Source organism: Cytobacillus oceanisediminis 2691 (assembly GCF_007678455.1).
GTDB lineage: Bacteria > Bacillota > Bacilli > Bacillales > Cytobacillaceae > Mesobacillus > Mesobacillus oceanisediminis_A.
This window is the reverse complement of the sequence record NZ_VEEP01000022.1, coordinates 1-18,019: the sequence shown is the minus strand read 5'-3', so window position 1 is coordinate 18,019 and position 18,019 is coordinate 1. Positions and strand designations below refer to the sequence as shown.

General features: G+C 35.2%; 18 protein-coding genes. 10 read left to right on the top strand and 8 right to left on the bottom strand.

The features are described 5' to 3' along the window. Window positions 1-596, bottom strand: a 596-nt coding sequence (locus FS736_RS23145; protein ID WP_144481477.1) for a hypothetical protein, incomplete at its 3' end; no start/stop codon positions are given. Between the two features lie 254 nt (window positions 597-850). Between FS736_RS23145 and FS736_RS23140 the strand changes: the two genes are divergently transcribed. Beyond that, on the top strand, window positions 851-1,417 hold the full coding sequence (locus tag FS736_RS23140) for a tyrosine-type recombinase/integrase (protein WP_144481476.1): 567 nt from the start codon (window positions 851-853) through the stop codon (window positions 1,415-1,417). A gap of 91 nt (window positions 1,418-1,508) precedes the next feature. On the opposite strand, the gene FS736_RS23135 is transcribed toward FS736_RS23140, so the two are convergent. The 4 genes from FS736_RS23135 to FS736_RS23120 form a co-directional block, all read right to left on the bottom strand. Then, the gene (locus tag FS736_RS23135) at window positions 1,509-2,831 is read right to left on the bottom strand and encodes a sigma-E factor regulatory protein RseB domain-containing protein (protein WP_144481475.1); all 1,323 of its coding nucleotides are present in this window, start codon (window positions 2,829-2,831) and stop codon (window positions 1,509-1,511) included. Beyond that, window positions 2,831-3,367, bottom strand: coding sequence for a sigma-70 family RNA polymerase sigma factor (locus FS736_RS23130; RefSeq protein ID WP_144481474.1), 537 nt, complete (start codon window positions 3,365-3,367; stop codon window positions 2,831-2,833). The genes FS736_RS23135 and FS736_RS23130 overlap by 1 nt, the downstream gene beginning before the upstream one ends. A gap of 444 nt (window positions 3,368-3,811) precedes the next feature. Next, window positions 3,812-3,997: a helix-turn-helix domain-containing protein gene (locus FS736_RS25525; RefSeq protein WP_144481473.1), complete on the bottom strand. Its 186-nt coding sequence runs from the start codon at window positions 3,995-3,997 to the stop codon at window positions 3,812-3,814. A gap of 33 nt (window positions 3,998-4,030) precedes the next feature. Then, a complete protein-coding gene (locus FS736_RS23120) occupies window positions 4,031-4,618 on the bottom strand; it encodes a MerR family transcriptional regulator (RefSeq protein ID WP_144481472.1) in 588 nt (195 codons plus the stop codon). 313 nt (window positions 4,619-4,931) lie between these two features. Between FS736_RS23120 and FS736_RS23115 the strand changes: the two genes are divergently transcribed. The 5 genes from FS736_RS23115 (at window position 4,932) to FS736_RS23095 (ending at window position 10,704) form a co-directional block, all read left to right on the top strand. Continuing rightward, window positions 4,932-5,762 carry an abortive infection family protein gene (locus tag FS736_RS23115; protein ID WP_144481471.1) on the top strand — a complete coding sequence of 277 codons (831 nt, stop codon included), beginning with the start codon at window positions 4,932-4,934 and terminating at the stop codon, window positions 5,760-5,762. A gap of 124 nt (window positions 5,763-5,886) precedes the next feature. Next, window positions 5,887-6,201 (top strand): hypothetical protein, encoded by a 315-nt coding sequence (locus FS736_RS23110; RefSeq protein WP_144481470.1) that lies wholly within the window; start codon window positions 5,887-5,889, stop codon window positions 6,199-6,201. 120 nt (window positions 6,202-6,321) lie between these two features. Continuing rightward, window positions 6,322-6,513, top strand: coding sequence for a hypothetical protein (locus FS736_RS23105; RefSeq protein WP_144481469.1), 192 nt, complete (start codon window positions 6,322-6,324; stop codon window positions 6,511-6,513). Window positions 6,514-6,756: 243 nt separating this feature from the next. Continuing rightward, on the top strand, window positions 6,757-7,518 hold the full coding sequence (locus FS736_RS23100) for a hypothetical protein (RefSeq protein ID WP_144481468.1): 762 nt from the start codon (window positions 6,757-6,759) through the stop codon (window positions 7,516-7,518). Between the two features lie 84 nt (window positions 7,519-7,602). Continuing rightward, window positions 7,603-10,704, top strand: a complete 3,102-nt coding sequence (locus FS736_RS23095; protein ID WP_144481467.1) for a MucBP domain-containing protein — start codon at window positions 7,603-7,605, stop codon at window positions 10,702-10,704. A gap of 38 nt (window positions 10,705-10,742) precedes the next feature. On the opposite strand, the gene FS736_RS23090 is transcribed toward FS736_RS23095, so the two are convergent. Continuing rightward, entirely contained in the window at window positions 10,743-11,069 is a 327-nt protein-coding gene (locus FS736_RS23090) for an antitoxin VbhA family protein (protein WP_144481466.1), read from the bottom strand. Window positions 11,070-11,083: 14 nt separating this feature from the next. Beyond that, on the bottom strand, window positions 11,084-13,027 hold the full coding sequence (gene mobQ / locus FS736_RS23085; protein WP_144481465.1) for a MobQ family relaxase: 1,944 nt from the start codon (window positions 13,025-13,027) through the stop codon (window positions 11,084-11,086). 304 nt (window positions 13,028-13,331) lie between these two features. On the opposite strand from mobQ, the gene FS736_RS23080 reads away from it, so the two are divergent. The 3 genes from FS736_RS23080 (at window position 13,332) to FS736_RS23070 (ending at window position 16,816) form a co-directional block, all read left to right on the top strand. Then, on the top strand, window positions 13,332-13,682 hold the full coding sequence (locus tag FS736_RS23080) for a hypothetical protein (protein ID WP_260983690.1): 351 nt from the start codon (window positions 13,332-13,334) through the stop codon (window positions 13,680-13,682). A gap of 1,023 nt (window positions 13,683-14,705) precedes the next feature. Further along, window positions 14,706-15,098 (top strand): ribbon-helix-helix protein, CopG family, encoded by a 393-nt coding sequence (locus tag FS736_RS25305; RefSeq protein ID WP_260983689.1) that lies wholly within the window; start codon window positions 14,706-14,708, stop codon window positions 15,096-15,098. A 506-nt stretch (window positions 15,099-15,604) separates the two neighbouring features. Next, window positions 15,605-16,816, top strand: coding sequence for a replication initiation protein (locus FS736_RS23070; protein WP_144481464.1), 1,212 nt, complete (start codon window positions 15,605-15,607; stop codon window positions 16,814-16,816). A 248-nt stretch (window positions 16,817-17,064) separates the two neighbouring features. Here FS736_RS23070 and FS736_RS23065 read toward each other — a convergent pair whose 3' ends face one another. After that, on the bottom strand, window positions 17,065-17,433 hold the full coding sequence (locus FS736_RS23065; RefSeq protein ID WP_144481463.1) for a helix-turn-helix domain-containing protein: 369 nt from the start codon (window positions 17,431-17,433) through the stop codon (window positions 17,065-17,067). A gap of 216 nt (window positions 17,434-17,649) precedes the next feature. On the opposite strand from FS736_RS23065, the gene FS736_RS23060 reads away from it, so the two are divergent. After that, window positions 17,650-17,886 carry a hypothetical protein gene (locus FS736_RS23060; protein ID WP_144481462.1) on the top strand — a complete coding sequence of 79 codons (237 nt, stop codon included), beginning with the start codon at window positions 17,650-17,652 and terminating at the stop codon, window positions 17,884-17,886. Window positions 17,887-18,019: the final 133 nt, after the last annotated feature.

Here is an 18,019-nt window from a genome sequence, read left to right as displayed (position 1 = left end):
GAATAAACTTCTCTTACAAAGTAACCAGTTTCTTTATTAATGATCAAGGTTATTATTAAGATTCCTAATTCAAAATTGACTACTACGTCTAATTCTCTATCATCGAGATTGCAGACAAAACAATAATTTAAATAAGGATATCCTTTCCACTCAGCAAATGACTGTACTGTTTGTGATTCCATTAACGATGCAACAACATTTTCTAAAGTTTCTGGATGTACAGCATAACGATAATCCGAAACACCCAGGGCTTGTATCTCTTGAGTTGATAACCTCTCAATCCTCTCCAATATCCTTTCAAAAGCATGCTTCGCAAATCCAAATCCTCTGCGTTGCAATAAAACCTCTCTAGGATCTCTAGTTGGACTGAGTAACTGCATTAACTGGTCTTTTATACCGACAACTGCAATTTGTTGTTGAGTAGTTAAGGGGATTTTCACTCCCCTTCCTGCTGTTAACCACCCATGTTGCGTTTTTCTTATAGCTTCCTGTTTTATTTTGTCCACTTGACTTTGGAGCAAGTAGATACTATCTTCTTCAAGCATAATCACGCCGTTCTTTACGGGTATAGGAATTGGAACTGATACGATAGTCAAAATTATGCCCCCCTTATAAAATATTGTAATGGAAATCTATTAACATTCCTATATTTTCCTCATATTATATCAAATTGCTCCCTACTAAATGCTATCATTACCGACATATCAAAATGTAACATAATGGATATTATGTTACATTAGATTTGTTATAAAATAAGGTTTTTTTGAAAGCATGTATGCTATAATCAAAGTATGAAAATAAGTTACATTCAAAACCTTTACATACATAGCCTGAAAGGATTGGTATGGGGATGCCGAAAAAAAAGGAAGAAATCAAGGATGTGCAGCCTATCCGTGATTATGACCAGATTACGGACATGAAATGGGCCCTGAAACGCTTCTGTGGGGAACGGGATTATATCTTGTTTTTGGTGGGAATCAACACTGGTTTGAGAATAAGTGATCTATTGAAGCTGAAAGCGAAGGATCTGAAAAGAAAAAAGAAGGTAATGATAAAAGAAGGTAAGACGGAAAAACCAAGAACCATCCACCTGGAGAATATTTATGGTGAATTGAATGAGTATATAAATAGCCTGGGTGGGACTGTATGGCTGTTTCCGAGCCGGAAAGGGGATAAGCCTATCACAAGGATCCAGGCATACAGGCAGCTAAATAAGGCTGCGCAGATGGTGGATATTACAGAGGGGATCGGGACCCATACGATGAGAAAGACCTTTGGTTATTGGCATTACAAGCAGTTCAGGGATGTGGCAGAGCTTCAAATGATATTAAATCATTCACATCCTGAGATTACACTAAAGTACATCGGTATCACAGATGAGCAGATTGAAAATAACCTAAAAAATTTCTCTTTGTAACCCGTTTGTTTAAGTGAAGTATTCATATTCAATATTAGCTTTTAAAAAATAAAAGTGATACCTACCAAAAATAGGTATCACTTTTTGAGCATTATTGATAAATAATTTCGAGTTTTTCCACCGTATAGCCCTCTGCTATAGCACGATGATTAAATTGTTTTTTTTCAGAAGGAAGGTTTTCTTTTGCTAAATATAGTGTTCCTTCCTTACCATTTGCTACAATTTTATTAATAACATACCCTTTTTTGACAAAAATGTACCAACTGTCATCTAGATGTAAGATGGTAGTTTCATTTGTTTTTTTCTTAGCTTCTTCCCATTGTAATTTTAATTCCTCGGGAATTGATTGATCTACGTCTCCAGTGTTTATTCTTGCTTTGCTGTTGTCTGTTTCCATCTTTGTATATCCTGCTAAATTGGGTTCGAATTTTTTACTGTCGATAGGAACGTTAATTTCAAGTTTCGAAGTATATAAATAATCGACTACTTTTCCATCGGAATTATAGGTCTCATATTTTACCAATATTCCTGTGTCCTTATCTATCCAAAAACGGAAAGACTGGACTTCTCTTCGGTTTGCTTTTCCTTTAATAACAAGTGTATTATGTCCTACTAGTTCTTCATTTTGTTTTTCAATATCCCAAGAAGTTAAGTCCTTTATATAATCAGAAGCCACTCCATAAAAAGGATAGAGTGAAAATTGCGCTTCCCCCATATCAGGTCTCTCCAAATTCTCTGATACGGTAGTTCCCTTACTATTTACCGAAAATGCGTCTTCAATCGTTAAATATTGAGATTGTATTTCAAGTTGGTATGGATTTTCCACGTAGCTGTCTGAGTTTTCATCAATAGTCCATTTAGTTCCATCTTTATAATAAAGACTTGTAATCTTTTCAGCTCCCTTAGTTATATAAGTATTTTTACTATAACTACCAGCTTTATTATTTAAACTAAGTTCATAATCTATTGAATATTCTCCTAGAGTATCGGCATATTTGATTTTGAATTCACCTTTGGCAGTTTCAAAATAGTCAACAGTATTAAGCATTTTCGTGAGAATCTCTTTTTTTGTCATTTCTTTAAAATTTTCATCCTGCTTTGGTGGTGTATAAACGGTTTCCTGGTTTAAAATTTTGTTCGAAGATTCTGCTTGGTTACCTTCAATAACATTGAATAAATTAAGTTGTGTCCCTACAAAATACGTGATACCTAAAAAGATTAAAGAAATCACAGAAAAGCTAAGTAGAAAATTCACCTTGTTTATAAGTAGAGATGGTTGCATTGGAAATTTAGATTTTCTATCCTTGTTCAATCGTGTTAACACAGAATTAATGCTTCTAGCCCTATCATATGAGACATCTTTAAATACGGTATTATCCATACTTCTTTTTAATCGATTAAGATGTTTATCCATTAGTCACCAGTCCTTTCAAATAATTTCTTCAATAGCATTTTTCCTCTTCTTAATCGTGTTTTAATTGTATTAATATTAAGTTCAAGGAGATTCTCTATCTCTTCTAAACTCAGGCCCTCATAATAATAGAAAATGATTACTTCTCGGTATTTCACAGGTAATGTTAATACTAATTCAGATAGTATTGTTTCTTCATAATTTTTTAAGTATGCTACTTCGGCAGATACTATATTTTCTCCAACCTTTTCTTTGACCTCATCAAATATCCATAAGGTTTTAAACCATTTGCTTTTGAATTCATCTTTACATCTATTTACCGTAACCCTGTAAAGCCAAGTTTTATAACTGGATTCCCTGCGAAATTGATCAAGGTTTTTATAACACTTAATGAAAACCTCTTGAGTAATATCTTCAGCTAACACCCAATCTTTCACATATGTAAATGCTAGTTTTTTTACACTTATCCAATAAGATTCAATAAGGCTTGTTATTAGATCTTCATTAGAGAAGTCCTTTTCTGGATTTAAATTGTTCAATTCATCTCCCCCCTTTGGAAAATTATTGTTTAGACTGATATTTATAAAAAAAGTTTCGAATTTTTTAAAATTTTTAAATATGTTTCGTTTGTTCAATAAATAAGAATTGTAATAAAAGGTGCGTTAATCCTTTCTGGATTAACGCACCCCTTTTAAAATTCCTTATTAACCAGTTATAAAAATCAACATTTTATAAGCTGCATATAAAAAAACTAAACTTGCGATTGAAGATGAAATATTCTTTGGAATTCTAATTTTCAAAAGCAAATATTTAAATATAAGTGCAATGATTAACGGACCGAGCAATACCAAAAGGAGACTGTAAAACAACTCGTCCATAATTGGCTGCAAGGGACTTAAATCTATATTCAATGTATCACCCCTAATTAATATCGGTACGGTTAGGGGAAATTGTATATTATAGAATTGGTCTTCATACCCAGCTTAATCTATAGTCATTTGATAATAATTCATTAGCTTTTTTATAGTAGATCCTCGAACGCTTTTATTGTTTTCGATTTTACTAAGTGTACTTAACTTCATGTTCAGATCTTTACACACTTGTTCTTGTGTTAGGTTTCTTTTAAATCTTTCCATTCTCAAAATGGCGCCTAATCTGTCAGGGTGCATGTAATTGAAACAACTCCTTAATCAAACAAAGTGCTATTCTCGTCCAAAAAACCTCATGATCCCTTTCCGAGGCTTTTTTTGTTCTTCAGCTGTTTTTGCCTCTAAGAGTAACTGTTTCGTTTCTTGTGATGCCCTGAGTGATTCTAGAAGCATATTGTCACGTTCCTTTTGTCGCTCATCCAGTCGGTTCAGTCTTTCATCTATGTATTTCTGCTGCTGGTCTAAGCGCTTTATAAGCTTCTGGTTGAATTCATCCTGGTGCTTAATATGTTCAAGTAACTGAGAAATAACTTCTTCACTAGAACGGCTAAAATCCCGTTGCTCCTCCGTTTTTTCAGATGGAACGATACCCGTTACTGACTCGAACGCTCCCTTACCAAACCTATCTACAACAAGGATTGCTGCGTTCTCAAGCTGCATGTTATGTTGTTTAACCAAGTTTTGAAAATGCTTTAGGACTACAAGGTCACTATCGACATACACCCTGTTGTTCTGATCATTCCTGATAAAGTTATATCCGTTCTTTTCAAGTGCAATGCACCATTTCCTAAGGGTACTATCCCCGACGCCTAATGTTATACTGATTTCCTTAGGTGAATAGGCTTTTTCAAAAGTCTCCACAAGTCGTCCTCCCCGTTCTTTTTACCGTTATTGTAAAAGAGTTGTCCAGGATTGCATAGAGAACACGTTTTCGTTCTCTCCAAATTGCCCTTCCGGCTTGTTCAAAACCCTTGAGTTTTGATTCCTAACTGTATAGGCGTGAGTTTACACAGAAGAACCAAAAATCTGATGATAACCTAGCCATCTTTTAATGGGTCGGTCATCTTAAAATGTCCGATCTAAAAGGGTTATCACAAAGTTATAATAGTAACGCTCGATATCCTAATTTAGGATAAAATTGAGAGTGAAAATAAATTAGTAAGGATGTTGTTATATGGTCAAAAAAGCACCTTTAACAGATGAAATTCTGTTTGCGCTTGCGAAGTTAGTAGATGATGCTCAACAAACCACCAGAGAACCCAGTCATTCTGAAATTGAGTATCAGATAACTCGATTTAAATTAGAACAAGGGGACCCACATTTTCAAAAGCATTCAGTGGGCAAAGCGAAAAGGGTAAGATCTATATTAAATTGGGCAATGGAAAATAATCTAGATGCTGGAGAAAAGTTTGTAGGTTCATTTATAGCTTTACTCAGAGCCTTAGGTGGTTTTAGGGAGTCGTCTAAAAATTATGTAGGGAAAGAAGCCATCATGAATACTCAGGCTGCTTTTAAAAGCGAAGGTTGGGAATTAAGCAGTGATGGTGATTTAAGACCCATTGTTCTTGATAATCTTAGCGAACTAGAGCAAGAAGAAGCATTAAGAGCCTATATCACAAGAGCTAAAAAAGGTGTAGAAGATGCTGCGTTATTAGCTGGTACCGGGAAAGATTTACTTGAAGCAGTTTGTGGATTTATTCTAACAAAATTATGGGGTCACTATCCCACTACTTCTAATTTCCCTACTTTGTTAGGACAAACCTTTACGTCCTTAAATTTAGTGTACGATAAATCGAAGATCGATCCATCCAGTCGTCGATCGCAGCAAAGGTTTGAAGCAAGTTTATATGAGCTAGGTTGCTCATTAAATAATTTGAGAAATAAAGAGGGGACTGGACACGGCCGACCATTTTTAACAACGATCACTGACTCAGAAGCAAAATCAGCTATTGAAAGTATGGGGATGATTGCTGCCTTCCTGATGAATAAATGGAAAAATCATTAAAGAGAAGAGAAAGAACCCCTTATAAAAAAGTACTTATTAGTACACAAAAGGTTGATGTATCCACCTTTAATTGATATACTTAAGAAGTACTAAATAGTACCTTCTTTTGGAGGTGATTGTTGGTTTGACAAGGAAGAAGGATAAAGAGATTCAAATTAAATTCACAGTGAATGAGGAACAAAAGCGTCGTTTGGATGCTTTTGCTAAGCAAAGAGAACTATCAGTGCCTCAATTCGCTAAATTAACTGCTTTGGGCGTAAGAATGACACCTGCGCCGGTGGTGTTTTCGGAAGAAAAGGAATTATTAGAGGAAATATTACAGGAATTTGTGGTGTTAAAAGACGATGATGGAAAACCAAAAGACACGATTTTAATTACTAGTAGTATTGAGAGACAAAAAAAGTTACTTACAAAGATTAAGACTTACTTAAAAAAATAAAAAATGTTCCCTGCATACACAGAGAACACTTATGCAGATAAGTTTGGACCCCTATTTGCATATCTCCAGTATGCAAGAACAGTTTATATAAATCAAATAACATTTACTGGAGGTTTAATCATGATGTCGATCAATGAACAATTAGGAGAAGTTGAAGAGAAAGCATATATGTTGAATGTTCTATCACGTATTAGTAGTTCCTTATTAATGGACGAGGAATATTCAAAAAACGCTGCTGCTAAAGATTTAATAAAATTTATGAACTCTCAGGTTAAAACATTTCCATGTATTTCCGAAAATATAGGGGATTGATTGTGTTTTTCTATTATAATTAATAATAGATTTAAAATTTAATATTGGGTGGTTCTCGTTGAAAAGTCACTATACGAGTAAACTATACCGATTTTCTAGTTAATGGACTACGCTATAAATCCATTTGTGACTCTCTTTCCATACGTTATACATAAGTATATAAGGTTGTTGGAACAAGCCAAAAACCAACAAAACAGGACTTGGACATTCCTTTAGGAACCTTCATTCCGACATGAAGAAAACATGGATAAAAAATCGTTTATTTTTAAGAAAAGAGGCGATTTTATGAAAGCGAAATTAATTGTTTTAGGGGTAATAGCATTTCTGAGTGTAAGTGGAGTCTCTGGTGTCGTAGCTTATAACAATCATGTAGAAGCTAAAGAGTTGAAAATAGTACAACAAAAGAAAGCTGAAGCTGAAAGAATTGCTAAGGAAAAAGAGCAGCAAGAGATGATCGCAAAGGAAAAGGCCGAACAAGAACGTATTGCTGCTGAAAAAGCTGAGCAGGAACGCATTGCAAAAGAAAAGGAAGAGCAAGAGAGAATGGCAGCCGAAAAAGCTGAACAAGAGCGTTTAGCTGAAAAGGAACGAATGGCAGCATTAAAAAAAGTAGTTGATGAAAAAGTGGCCAAAGGTGAAATGGATTACTCCGATAGAGTGAACACTCCGGCTGAGAATGCTAAACAATCCAAGACTACAGTAGTAACTAAATCAAGTAATCAATCTAGTTCAAACACCAATAAAACATCTCAAACGAATAGTACCTCTTCCTCTTCTAATAAGAGTGGATCATCTACTGATTCAAGTAGCAAGTCCAGTGGTAGTACGGGTAATACTTCTAGTAAGACTACAACTTCCAATAGTTTGAGCGTAAATCCTAACAACTCAAATTGGTCTTCAGAAGGACAAAAAACTGGTGAAGGAAGTTTTGAAGTTGGTGAAGGTGGAGGTACTAATACTGGTACTTGGGAACGAGGTACATTTGCAGTCCCACCTGGAAAGTAATTAATTTAATTATATTTATGGTCTACTAAGGTAATCTTGGTAGACTTTTTTATTTGAAAAATAAATAGATCCGGAGTGATAAATGTGAGAAATAAGAAACCCAATAACATATTGATTGTATTTATAATTCTATCTTTATTATTACAAAGCTTACCTGTATTTGCAGAAGGTACTTTTGATAACAGTAAGGTAATAACAAATGGGGATACTCCAACTTTAGAAGATATTGTAGGAGATGAAGCACAGAAAAACATTAAATCCTTAACAGTTAATAAAAAAGGTGAATTGATGTATGGGGATGTCCCTCTATATGTGGGTCAAGGTGATGATTTAATACCTGCAAAACTGGATGAGTTGATGAAAAAGGGAGTACAGGAAAAACTTACTTTAGGATTTAAATTTAAGAGTTTTTTCTTTGGACAAACAGTAAAGGCAGCCAGTGCGCCGTTAATTGAATACAAGGGTCAAGTTAGTTATGGTGGATCCATTGTAGGGGATTTTAGAGTGGATGGGGAACAAGCATTTTGTATAGAACACGATGATGCGACTCCTGGAACTGGAACTCCATATGACACTCCTAACCCATACTTAAACGATAAGATTATAAGAGCTTTATACTTTGGTTGGGGTGGTCCTGAAAATATTTTTGGTGGTGATAGAAGCAGAGGGATTGTTGTTACATCGCTTTTATTATCTCGTATTTACACTGGAAAGGATGCAGGAGGAAAGAGTATATCTGGGTATTCAGAGCTTTGGGATATATCACAAAGTGGAAGTATTCCTAACCATGCTATAAGTTTTTCGGATTCAAATTTGTCAGTTAGTGTAAGTAACGGTAAACAAGTGTCCCAAACAACTACTTTCCAAGCTTACAAAGATAATTTAATTACAATTTCTTTACCTAGTGGTGTAACACTAATTAACGAATCTACAGGTTCAAGTAAAACTGGTGGTTCTACTACTATTAAGGGAGGGCAAAAATTTCATCTAGAAGCTCCACTAACATATGGTGGTTCCTTTGATACAGGTAATATAACCGGAAGTATACCAGCTTGGAGGGCAATGATATCTATACCTAAATCGACTGGATATCAAGACTTGGCTTATGGAGAATATTTTAAAGATCCATCAGAAACAGCAAGACTGACAGCAACGTTTACTCCAAGAACGGTTACAATGACCGTCAGGCACATAGACAGAGACAATGGTTCTGTATTAAAGTCTAGTACTGAAACAGTTACGATCGGTACCACATACAATGAAAAATATGATTCAACAGTAAAAATTCCAAATGCTCCACAAACTGTATTGGATGATACACAGTATAAGACAGGGACAGTCCCAAGTTCTGATTTCACTATCAACTTCTATTATCGTTCAAAGTGGGATTTAACCGTTAAATATGTAAACAATTTAAACACTTCCCAAGAAATTAAAACAGCTTATAAAGTGGGCTCTTATTTTATTGGCCAAAGTTACTCTTACACTGCTCCTGCAGAAATAAGTTACAACGGCAATACTTATAAAATTGCTGAATCAGCTAGCGTATCAGGGACGATGCCAAGAAATAACGTAACAGTTACTAAGAAGTATGATCCTTATCAATATGTAAATGTGGATCAGAAAAATATGTACCCGAATAACGATGCTTTCAGTCAATTGAGACAATTATATAAAGTAGGTACGGTTAACACATTTACTGCGCCAGCTGTGCATACCAAGAATGGATTGTATTATGATTTATTCGGGAATTCGTCAACAAATATCACAACTGGATATAACGAAATATTTTACACTTTCAATTACAAACTTAGAAGAACGGTAACAGTAAATTATCTTGATGAAAGAACTGGCCAAAAGATTATTGATAGTAAAACCTATACAAAACACGAAAAAGATAGTTACTCTGAAAGCCCTGTAACGATCACAAAGGATGGTTATACTTACCGATATATTCGGACAACAGGGAATGCACAATCGGGAATAGTTGGAACAAGCAACATCATAATCAATTATTATTATGACAAGCCAATGATAAAAACAGGATTGAATAAGATCCAAATTTATACTGCTAAGAAAACGGCTGGGCTTCCGGTTCGAGTGTATTTGTCAAAAGTCATAAACTATCCAAGTTCTAGTGCGATTTCAGATTTTTCTAATACAACTAAGAGTATTACCGTTGGATTATATGACGGAACTACAAAAATTTCCGAACAGAAATTTACTGCTGCAACTCTGCCGGAGTATCTAACCTTTACCATTCCGGCAACCAGGTTAACAGTAAACACCAATAAGCCATATACCATTAAACTTGAAGGCTATAACAAAAGTGATTTTGATGTCATCCAAGGTCGGGAAGCATTAACGACAGACGGTTATACAAGCAGCGAAAAAACTTTAGAAGTAAATGTTAAATCTGCAACGGTGTTGGAATATAAGGGTGTCGTCATGACAGAACGTGAAGTAGGTAAAAACATGGTGCCATTTTATGAAACATTAAAATTTTCCTTTAATAAAATACAAAAAACTTGGACTGGATACGGTTTTGAAAGCCCGATAGACTTACAATATACAAATGAAATTGGTGGCAGCCTTGATACTGCATTTCAAATGGAAGTACCAAGTAATTTGGTTGATAGTTACGTAAGTTATCCAATTACAAACGGTATAGCAAAGGTTTCGATGGATAAAACAAGGTCCACTTCATCTACAGTAAGTGGAAAGTTTTCGGCTAATAACTTATTTGAATTACCACATGTAAATTTAGAAAAAGAGACCGGCTATTTATTCTCTGATCAACAAGTTCAAAACAAAGATAGTAGGATTACCAAAACCCTCAAAGACGGTAAAAGGAAATTCTATACTCCAATATGGGGGGATTTAGGTGCGCATTCCATTACCTGGAGCAGCACAAAAACAATTGGTGTAAATAGTGTAAATACCAAAATTCACGATGACTTGGTTATTGATGCTTCTTTGTACGGACACATGGATTCTCCTTCAGGAAAGATAGATGCAATATATTTTAGACCAGTAAATGGTGATGATCCAATATTCCCTGACAATTGGACGGAGGAAGAGAAACAAATCTATTTTGAATGGAATGAGGAATCTAAAAAGAATCACAAAAAAGGAACAACATTAAAGTCCAAAATAAATGCTGCGTATGAATTCATTTTTAATTAAAAAGAAGCTCCTGTCTAATTGACAGGAGCTTCAATTATTTATGATTCATTTGCTAGTTGCTTTGCTCTTTGATTAAATTCTTCTTCGGAAATTTCCCCACTTATAACGTCTAATATTAATTTTTCTTGTTCATCCGATACTTTTAAACCTTCCATTGCTTGTGATGCTTTAGCATATTTCATCGCTTTGTTGACGTCATTTTTCAATTCAGATTCCTCGTACCATTCCACATCATTGGGATTGTTTTTATCCAGGAGAAATACTCCATTGTCCGATGGTAATCTTCGGGTTTTTATCTTGCTGTTCTTTTCTAGATTGTGAAATTCAAGGAGTAATTCTTCGGCAGCCTTTTTCTGTTCAGCCATTATTTAGCCCCCTATTATCTAGTCAACTCTTGTGATTGATGGATGTTTTTCTTTTTCTTCTTCTTGCCTTTTTGATCTTCTTCTTTTCCGTTATGTTGTTCTTTAGTCAACTCTCGCCCTGCTTGTTCAATGCCTCTTATTACTGCATCAAATAAGCCAAGACCTCCTTCTTCAAACTGAATTTTCTCTTTAAATTCAGGGATTTTGACTTCTATTTTCCCTAGCTGCTCAGTTTGTTTTTCAAATTCGGCCCTACCGGAGATTCCCTCATTTTGCATGAATTCCTTAGCTGCATCACGAGCGTTTACTGCCCGTTCGTAATTTTGCTTAGTTTCTTTGGAAACAATCATTTTGCCTTTTAGGTATGGATCCTTTTCATATTTATCGATAATGGTTTGTAGTTCTTCAAATTCCTTCAGGTAAGCTTCAGCCCGTTTCAAACGTAACTTTGTTTGATCCACATTAGAAATGTCACCTTTCAGTTTTTGAACCTCTTGTTTTTTGTTGTTCAAGACCTTTTCGATGTTTTCAATCGGGATAACCTTACCATTACCATGCTTCTGGTTAATTTTCATAACGTTTATAGCTGTTCTGAAGGTCATATGAGCCATTTCTGGGCGTTTAGGGTATAAAGATGCCACTTGACGCACAAAAGCCTTTTTAAGGGCATTCTCAGCCTTTTGAAGCACATCTCGTTCTGAAATGATATATCGACGAGTATTTCTGTTTTTCTCCAGGAGTCCTGCTCTCTCTTTTTCATGCTCAGTTTTAACCTGGTTAAATTCCTCTTCGGTACTGAAGCCAAGTTTTTCCCGGTGGTAGTTCAGCTTTTCATTTTGGGAATGGATCTCGCCTTCAGCTTGAGAAATAGCTTGTTCAGTTGCTGCCTTAGTGTTTTTATTTTCCTTTAATTTCAATGGATTAAGCCAATTTAGATTCTCAATTTGCTTTTCAGCTTCCTGGATTTGTTTTTCAAAGGAGTGGATCCTTTCGAAGTGTTCGGAAGCTTTTCTGATGGCTTCGTCTTTCCAACGAATATAGCTATCATTTTTATTTAAGCGTTCATCCCATTTATCCAGTTGTTCATAGCGTTTTTTAATATTCGGCAAGGAAGCTTCAGCCTTCAGAATTTTTGTAGCAGCTTGCAATTCAACACGTTCGACATCTGTAGTGAATCTTTCGGATTTTTGCTTTTGTTCTTGCTGGCGAGCTTTCTTTTCCTCTAATGTCTTTTTCTCTTCACGGTACTTTTGTAAATCCACGACAAGAGCATTATATTCTTCACGTTCACGGTTGATATTTCCTCGATCTGTTTGGATACCACGCTCTTCCATTTCATGAGCAACGTGGCCAAGATGAACGGTCGGAAGTTGTTCAAGTCCACGAGCTTCATGGGAAAGGTGGGAAATTCGTTCCTGGATCCCTTCTCTTTCAAGTGCTTTATTGGCAAAGTTTGCCCACTCTTCACGCCACTTTTCAAGTAGTGCTCTCTGATTCCAGTCACGATTTTTTTGGCCAAAACCTTCAGCTGATATTTCTCTGGTGGTCAACATGATGTGAACGTGGGGATTCTCTTCATCGTCTCTGTGGATTGCAATATCGGCGATCATGCCCTTATTAACGAATTGCTCTTGAACATATTCACGAACTAATTCTTTTTGAAGGTCATTAGATAGTTCCCTAGGCAAAGCGATATTTAATTCTCTAGCAAGTTGAGCATCTTTTCTTTTCTCGATTTTCTCAACTTCATTCCATAATCGATTACGGTCTTGTACCCATTCAGGAGCATGAGAAGGAGCAAGAATCATAGTTTCGGGTTGGATTTCCCTTCTATAAAATTTATCTTCATTAGTTCTCTGATCATTCAACTTTTCTCCACTACGATAGGCAGCTGAAGCAACAGCTGACTGACCTTTTGAACGACTGATGATTTGCATTGATAAATGATAGATCGCCATGATTCTCACCTCACTCTCGCCACGCGATTACAAATTGATAAAAATGAAATTCGCAAGCGATTGCGACTTTCGTTTTGACTTCGCCGGATGGCGATTATGTTTTTAGTCCTTCCGTTTCGGAAGGGCAACTGTTTTCATTCCGAAGGAATCGCATACATCGGAACGATGTATAAGTGCGCTCTTATCATTTTCATTCTAAGGGAATTATACCATACCCGACCTGAAGAATCTAGCATATTAGGTAGCTCTTACCATAAACTTGAGTTAAAATAAATTAAAGGAAAAAAATATTAGGTGGTGGCTGATGATGGCACGTAAAACAGATGAGGAACGGTTACGAGAATTAGAAGAAAAGATGGAGCAAATAAAGGCAAGAAAGCAACAGGTGGCAAGCCGGATTCAACAAAAGGAAAGAAAAGAACGTACACGTCGATTGATCCAGGTGGGTGCGATCTTTGAGAAGTATTTTGATATTGTCGGAGAAGATCAAGCTGAAAAGGTAGCTTACGGAATGAAGGATGCCGTAGGAAAACATAGAGAAAAGCTGTTGGCTATCGATGTCGAGAAATCTAAGGAAGCCAACAAGACAGTTTACGAGGTTCAAGAGGAACGCTTAATCATTCCAGAAGGCGAAAAGGATGCTTATCATTCTTAATAATGCCAGTGCATGCTGTGCTAAAGAAAGGGAGAAATATATAGGGGACCACAACTCCCAGATATGTCCTGGGTGATGTCATATCGTGTCATATCTATACATTTCTGTACAAAAACGAACAAAATGATGCTATGATAATAGTAACCTATCACCCTTTAATGAAAGAAAAATCTGTGATAGGGAAAACAAGGAGGTCCGAAACCTTAGGCTGTGGGAAGCTAAGCTTTCGGAAAGACTTTACTTACATGAATCACTTCGTTTAGGGTGTCTTGAGACATCTCAACCACTTTTTTTGTGAAACTTTAGGGAAAAGAAATAACCCTGGGCGTGGGAACCCAGGGTTATTTTCGTTTATGTATAGCATTTTCAGGTTAAAGTCATAATAGGTATTAGAGGAAGGTGAGTGGGAATCGGCTCAGACGACCGTTTATAGTCCAAGTGTAATGCGTGGGACGCAACACAAGCCGGGTCACCTTCCATCATTAAGCTACCGTGTTACTTTGTGGGAAAATATCTTACTTTTGGTTTTCCATTAGCACTCTGAAAACCAACCAAAAAAGGTTTCCGATTGTACCGATCCAATCGAGGCCTTTTTTTATTTTGGCTTCATGAGTGGTAACAGAGTTTAGGAGTCTTTTGAAAACCTTCAACTCGACCACTCCTTTGCGAAATTTTAGGGAATGGCCGTCCTTGGACTGTACATTTATTATAACAGAAAGCTTGTTCGGAATTAGGCAGTTTCATTGGGTTTTTTTCTAAACACCATATATGGTGTTTAGGTCAAATAAACTCCTTTTCGTCAAGTGATTAGAACGTTGTGTTCTGGATGGCAGCGTTACTTTGAATCTAATAGCGCAAGCTAATTATCAAAAAAAATATCATATTTATCTATTATCATATTTATCTTTATGGTAATAGATAAATATGATAATAGATAAAATTAGTGATCGTAGAGAAAACTTTGATTTTAGTTACTTAAATACATTATAATAAAAGTAACCAAAATAAGAGGGAGGGATAAATATGTTAGAATTGTTGGATTTTCACAAGAAGATGTATGATGCTCGTTGGAATGGTGAAAAGGATTTGTATGTAAGCATGAAGCAATTAGAAGATGATTTTTTGGAATTAGCTTTGAAAGAGGATATTGGTCCTGAAAAAGTTAATGAAATGTTTGAACAGCTCTATATTCCACCATACAAATATGATTTACTTCCAGAACACTTAAAACACTCCAGTTCAGCCAAAAAGGAAAGTGCTGGCCGTCCTTCTCTAGGAATGACTAAAAAGGTGTCTATAACGCTTCCTGATGATATTTGGGACAAGATAAACAAGGAAATTACTGAACGGAATTTAAAATCGATGTCAGCTTTCCTTCGTGAAGTATTGCTAGATCGCTATAAAGATAGGTTCTAGGTTATTTAAAAAGTTTTTGATTTACAAGAAAGATGAAGCATTATTGATTGAGAGAGTTAATGAATTTAATCAGGTTTTCAAACGAAATTTCATAGGTGAACACGGGGTCCTCTGTAGGTTGATGTCTTATCTTCCAGGAATTGATGAGTAGGTGCTGGATCTAAGGTCACTGTTTAATTTCTTGAATAGTAAGGAATGAACAAGCGCAAGACTCTTGTTTTGATTGTTTTACAATATATTGTTTTATATTGTTTTAATTGTTTTCAGAGGCTTTTAAAGTCAATAGTACCAAGGGTTTGACTAATGTAACTATAACATTTTTGGTGTTAACTATAACATTTTTGGTGTTAACTATAACATTTTTGGTGTTATAACTATAACATTTTTGGTGTTAACTATAACATTTTTGGTGTTTATATAACATTTTCGGCGTTAACTATAACAAGAAAATGTTTGCGTTATAGTTGTTTTTTGGCATAATTAACTATATAAAGGGAGGTGTGTGGATGTCAGGGCTCACTAAGCTGGATTCAAATACTACAAATCTAGTAACAAAAGCGAATATGCTTATTGAGGCAAATTATAAGCTAGGTGTTGTAGAGCAAAAGTTGATTCTTTGTTTGGCTAGTAATATTCAACCGACCGATTCAGATTTCAAAACATACACATTATCAATTAAAGAATTTCATCAATTGTTAGGGCTCAAAGGTTCTCCGAAGTATTCGGAGCTTCGACAGATAACTAAAGAATTAATGCAAAAGGTATTTGAAATTCGTTTGGGTAGGAAAGTCGCTCAAGTTGCCTGGTTAAGTTATGTGGCATACAACGAATCGGAAGGAACAATTGATATAAGGTTTGATCCATTTTTACGACCTTACCTATTGAAACTTAAAAAGGAATTTACAAGTTACAAATTAGAGAATGTTGTAAAACTAAAGAGTTCCTATGCTATTCGAATTTATGAGCTTTTAAAACAATATGAAAGACTTCAAGAAAGAACCTTCTTATTAGCAGATCTTCGAAAAATTCTAGGAGCTGAAGAGATTTATCCAGCCTATGGAAACTTTAAGCAACGGGTATTGGTTCCAGCTCAAAAAGAATTAAAGTTAAAAACGGATATTACATTTGAAATTGAAGAGTCAAAAGAAGGTAAACGTGTCCAAAAAATTAAGTTTATCATCACTTCTAAGAAGAAGAAGAAGGACGCTAAGCAATTGGAATTGTTTGAAGAAAACTTGGAAGGGGTGCAACATTCTAGCCAGTATTATGCCAAAGCAAAAAAATTAGCATTACAAATAGGAGTTAAGTCAGAGGCACTGCTTAAATTATGGGACAAATTTGGAGAGAATCAGGTTATTGAAATTCTTGAACGTATAAAAGAGAGAAAAGATATTGAAAATCCTGTTGGATACATAACTGCGGTACTTAATACAACTAATACAACATATGAAGTTGCTGCTGGTTCAGAAGATGAGGATGTATTAAGACATTTAGTATCGATATTTAGAAAGACAAAGGAAACAATGCCGGATTGGTTTTTGAAACAAAAGGTACTTGAAGAACTGCAGCAACGTTTTAATTTGAATGAAAGATCAGCAAATGAAAAATTTCTAGAAATAAAGGGTCAGTTATTTGATTTATTAGGTGTAAATGAATTACGATTCGATGAAATATCACCTGAAGAAGAAGAAGAACTTAAACTGCTGCTAAAAAAATAGTGTTAATTCGCTCATAATTGCTAAATTTAGGCTAAGAAGATGAATTAGGGTAATTCCCTTTCGCGTTTTAAAAATAGGCCGCATGTTAGCTCAAAACGCCCGATAGCATATTATGCTATCGGGCGTTTTGAGCTAATGGACTATAAAAATTTAAACTATTTTAAACGATAAGCACCAAAAATGTTATGTTTGGTCCTATAACAAAAAATATAATCTTTTTGCTATAGAATAATCAATTTGAAATTTACCTATTTTTCCTTATTTGAGTAAGGTCTAATAAAAGTATGAGCTGGACCATTAACTTCTAATTGAAACCTCTTTATCAATCTGAATTCTACTAATTCATCAATCCATTTACTAATTGTTCTTGGAGACTTCCCAAAGAAATCAGATATTTTCTCGATACTATGATAGCACTCTCCTGTTTGATTATTGGAATGAAGCCCGATATAAATAAATAGGGAAACAGCTCCACCTGAAAGTTGAGGTAGGATTTCCTTGAACTCATAAAAAACAGGAAAAAAGCCAACCTTATTGCTAAAGTTTGTATCTCTCCACTGAGAATGCTCCCTTCTCAAATGTGTTGCCATACTTCTTTTAGTGTCTTCTTTTTTCATTCCAGCACCCCGTTAGAACTTTTTTGTAAATATAGTTGAAAAAAACTGCGAACTAACTATAATTAATATAACTATAGTGTAATAAAAAAAACAACCGAACAGGTGTGCTTAAGCACACCTGTTCGGTTGTTTTTTTTATTACATAGTTAACCCTGTTTAAAAATTACTACTGAGTTTAAAATAAGCATATAGATAATTAAAGGAGGAGAGGATACAATGGCCTTAGGTGTATTGGAGCGGTTAAAGATGGATCAAGAAAACCTAATTCCAAAGACTGTTTATAACGGTAAGCTTAAAGTCTATAATGTCCCTCACGCTTCTTTTCCAAATGGATATGGTCCTGATGGAGAAAAAGAATATTTACCTGCTGATGTAATGTACAAACTCACGCACATCTTTAGATATATGTTGGACAATAAGTTAACTGAAATGGACTTTACAAAATTCGAATAAAAACCTTCGCCTATTAATAAGGTGAAGGTTTTTTTACTGCCTCGTCATTTTCTATTGAATAAACTTCTCTTACAAAGTAACCAGTTTCTTTATTAATGATCAAGGTTATTATTAAGATTCCTAATTCAAAATT